At 26.2% G+C, this 4,626-nt stretch carries 2 protein-coding genes; both read left to right on the top strand.

The features are described from left to right. Nucleotides 1-509 precede the first annotated feature (509 nt). Nucleotides 510-2,123, top strand: coding sequence for a CTP synthase (locus ACR0QS_RS11320; protein ID WP_432633556.1), 1,614 nt, complete (start codon nt 510-512; stop codon nt 2,121-2,123). A 122-nt stretch (nt 2,124-2,245) separates the two neighbouring features. After that, nucleotides 2,246-4,626, top strand: a 2,381-nt coding sequence (locus ACR0QS_RS11315; protein WP_432633555.1) for a tetratricopeptide repeat protein, incomplete at its 3' end; no start/stop codon positions are given.

Below are 4,626 nucleotides of genomic sequence, written 5' to 3'. Positions count from 1 at the left end.
TATTAAAAATGCATTTTATAATTTTCATGATAAAATTCTCTCTTTAGTTGAAATTGAAAATAATTTAAATAAACATAATTTTTGAAAAGTTTAAAGTGATAAGTTATGCCCACAAATTTCCTTTTATTTATCTTTAATATAGTTAAAATTATACAACATTTAAAAAAATTGTCAACAGTTTAAAATAAAAAAATTCTAAAAAAATTTCGTCATTGACTATTTTAATTAGTCATTGCGAGTGAGGCTAAAGCCCGTCTTTGACGAACGAAGCAATCCACAGAAAATAGATTACTTGGCGTCTGCCCGACTTCACTCTGTGTGCCGTTGGCAAGTCGCGGGCTAAAAGCCCTCGTAATGACAGTGTAATTTACTTTCGTTATTGCTGTGAGGCATGGTAATATAAATTAAAATTTTATTATTTTATTAAACATAAAAAATCTACTTGATTTAATGCCTCTTTAATGATATTCTATAAAAATTAAAATATTTCATTATTTAAGGTTTTTCAAATGAATACAAAACATATATTTGTAACGGGCGGAGTCGTATCGGGGCTTGGAAAAGGAATTACGGCGGCTTCTTTGGGCAGACTTCTAAAATCGAGAGGATTAAGCGTAACTATTCAAAAATTCGACCCTTATATAAATATTGACCCTGGAACAATGAGTCCTTTTCAGCATGGAGAAGTTTTTGTGACGGACGATGGAACGGAAACCGATTTGGATATCGGGCATTATGAGAGATTCATTGATGAAAATCTAAATAAATACAGCAATGTGACAACAGGGAAAATTTATCAGCATGTCATAAATATGGAGCGAGAAGGAAAATATTTGGGCGAGACGGTTCAAGTTATTCCGCATATTACGAACGAAATAAAAAATAGAATTTATAGAGAAAACGACCCTAAAAAAACCGATATAGTTATAACCGAAATCGGCGGAACAATCGGCGATATAGAATCGCTTCCGTATATCGAGGCGATAAGACAGATAAAAGCTGAGTTGGGACAAGAAAATGTTTTATATATTCATGTCACTTTGATTCCATTTATAAGTTCATCCGAAGAGATAAAAACTAAACCGACTCAGCATAGCGTAAAACAGCTTATGCAAAGCGGAATTATTCCCGATATCATAGTTTGCCGAACCAATAAACATTTGGAAGATTCGCATAAGGCTAAAATCGCTTTATTTTGCAATTTGCCAAAACAAAATGTATTTGAAAATTTTGACGAACCGAATATATATAATGTTCCTTTGATGCTCGAAAGTCAGGGGCTTTCCGATGTGGTATGCAAACATTTTAAACTTGAAACCGAAAAGATAGATTTGTCAAATTGGAATAGTTTAATAATAAAACAAAAAAATATAGCGATAAAAAACGAAAGAGTAAAAATCGCGATAGTCGGAAAATATATTTCAATGAAAGACGCTTATATATCTTTAATAGAAGCGCTAAATCACGGCGGAATTTATAACGATATTAATGTCGATATTAAATGGATTTCTGCGGAAACTTTGGAAAACGATAAAGATATTGAAAGTCATTTTAAAGATGTAAACGGTTTTATAATTCCCGGAGGATTCGGCGAGCGAGGAATCGAAGGAAAAATTGAAGCGATTAAATACGCGAGAGAAAATAAAATTCCTTATTTGGGAATTTGTCTGGGGATGCAGTTAATGTGCGTTGAATTTGCAAGAAATATTTTAGGATATAAAGAAGCGAATACTATAGAAGTAAACGAAAATACAAAATACCCGATTATAACTCTAATGGAAGAACAGAAAAAAAATATATTGAAAGGCGGAACAATGCGTCTCGGAGCTTATCCTTGCGAAATAAAAGAAGAAAGTTTGGCTTATAAATTATATAAAAATAAAATCATAAGCGAAAGACATAGACATAGATACGAATTCAATAACGAATATATAAACGATATGGAAAAAAACGGATTAATCATCACGGGAAAATTGCAAAACGGAGAATTGGTAGAAATAGTGGAAGTTAAAAATCATCCTTATATGATAGGCGTTCAATTCCATCCAGAATTAAAATCGAGAATAACAAATCCGCATCCTTTATTTGTCGGTTTGATAGATGCGGCTAAAAAACTTATTTAATAAAAAATAAGAGTAAAAAATTATATAATTTTATTTGAAAGTTGTTTGAATGAACTTTATTTAATTAATTTTATAATATATAATAGTATAATGTAATATGCTAACTATTTAAGGTGAGATATATGTCTATAAAAAATAATTTTCTCGATGAAGTTAAAATTGGTTATAATATTGAAATTATGGTTGGAAACAAAGAAATTAAAGGACAAATTATTAGATTAGATATAGATACCGTAAAGTTATTAGAAAATGATGGAAAAGAAATAACTATATCTATTGATAATATTTGTTCCTATGAAGTTAACTCTAATAATATATATTTTGAAAATGAAACTAAATTATTTAAAGAAAATTTTAATATTGATTCTGAGATAGAAAAACTAAAATATAAAGGTATATCTTTTTTTAATAATATGGAAATTCCGATATGTAAAAATATAAATGATACTACAAGAAATATGAAAGAATCTTCAATAAAGACTATAATTAATGGGTTAATAAATAGTTTTAATTATGCTGTTAACAAGTTGCATGAGAATTCTCTTGAAGGATATAAATTAAGCGAAACAATATCAAAAACAAAAAGTTTGTTGAAAGAGTATCCAAAATCAAAGATTATTAATAATTTACTTGGTTTAATGTATGCCAATTTGAGATATGAAAGTCTATCACTACAATATTTAAATCAAGGTAATGATAATATTACTGGGTTTGCCGTAGCACATAAATATAATGATGAAAATAGTCAACTAATATATTCATGCCGTCATTTTATTTACGATGAAGAACTAAATCCTTATATTATAAAATTTTTATTAATGAAGATGGTAGAAGAAAATGATTTCTCATTATTTATGAATATAAATAATAAAATAAAATATAAACAAAATATGCTTGAAGGATTAATAGCCTCTTTACTAATCATTTTTTCATATAACAATATAGAATATAACTTAAAAAATAATATTACAATTAACAATGAAACATTAAACGAATTATTAGTTTTATATAAAAATAATCTTACAGATAGTAAGTCCGAATTTATTAAATTATTACCTAAAGAAACACCAGACGAGGATATTACTATATATAATGATAAAAAATCGAAAAAAGGTATATCCTATGATAATGTATATAATAATTCTAATTTAAATAATACTAATAAAAAAATAAAAAATAATAATAAGAGATTAAATTTTAATATTAATGATAATTCAGAGGATTATTTTATTATAGCAAGACGCGCAGAGGTTAACGAGAAAGATTTAGATAAAGCAATAACATTATATAAAAAAGCTATATCTAAAAATCAAAGATTATCATCAAGTATTCCTAATTTAGTTGGTATTTATGTTAGATTGGAAAAAATTCCAGAAGCATTAGAGCTGCTTGAAAATGAAGGTATTAAGTGTATGAAAAAGTTAAGCTTTCTTAATCTTAAACTTTCTGTGCTTAAAAAAAATTTAAATAAACAATATGAAGATGAAATTAAAAATACATATAAGGAGATTCACAAAACAATTGATAACGATAAGAAAAAAGCTTTATCTTTAAATGATAGGAAAAATGCTCTTTTGTTAAGTGAAAAGAAAAATGATTTACTATTAGATGAAGCATATATTATGATGAAGTTGGAAAATTACAAAATAGCACAAGATATGTATTTTACATGGATTAACAATACAAAAGATAAAAAAGTGAATACAAAATATAATAATCAAAAAAGAATAACATTACTCTTTATATCCAAGATATATTACCAACTAAGTGATAATAGTAATGCAATAAAGTATGCCAATAAAGTCTTAGAAATTGATAAAGATAATGAAGAAGCTAAATTAATTATTAAAGGAGAGATAAATGATAATATAGAATCTGAACAAGAAATAAATCTATTAGATGATATTGGAGGAATTCAAATAAGTAATTTCTTTAATAAAAAAGTAAATGAGATAGACATAGAAACAACATTAAAAAATAAGGGAAGTATAAAAGACGGTGTATATATTGGTAATGAGCAAGATGCTATAAACATTATAACAAGTATACGACATAGAACTACGGCTACAGCCAATTTTTTATCTATAGGAAATGATTTTTTTTCTTTAGCTAAAATTGTTAAACAATTATTAGAAAGAGAAAATTTGATAGAAAATAGGTATTTCAATGAAGAAAGATATTTATATTTTATAGCAAGAGCATCTTTAGCTTATGGAAATTATATGCTATATGGATCAGAACTTAATTCCAATATAGATTCAGCTAGATATTTTTATATACAATCTTTTACTATTTTTCAATATTTTAATATAAAAGATAAACTTAGATTAGACCCCATAATAATATATATAGAATCGTATTTTTACAATGCAGATATTATAAAAAAAGACCGTAATCTTTATAAGTATAATATAGAAGACATGCAAGAAGTAATAAAAAATTCGTTGGATAATAAAGAATTATTTACTATAGGTATTATTGAATTTTTTATAAACAATAATAC

This window comes from Brachyspira sp., from assembly GCF_050873525.1.
Taxonomy (GTDB): domain Bacteria; phylum Spirochaetota; class Brachyspiria; order Brachyspirales; family Brachyspiraceae; genus Brachyspira.
The sequence above is the reverse complement of the archived record's forward strand: the minus strand, read 5'-3'. Positions and strand labels throughout refer to the sequence as shown.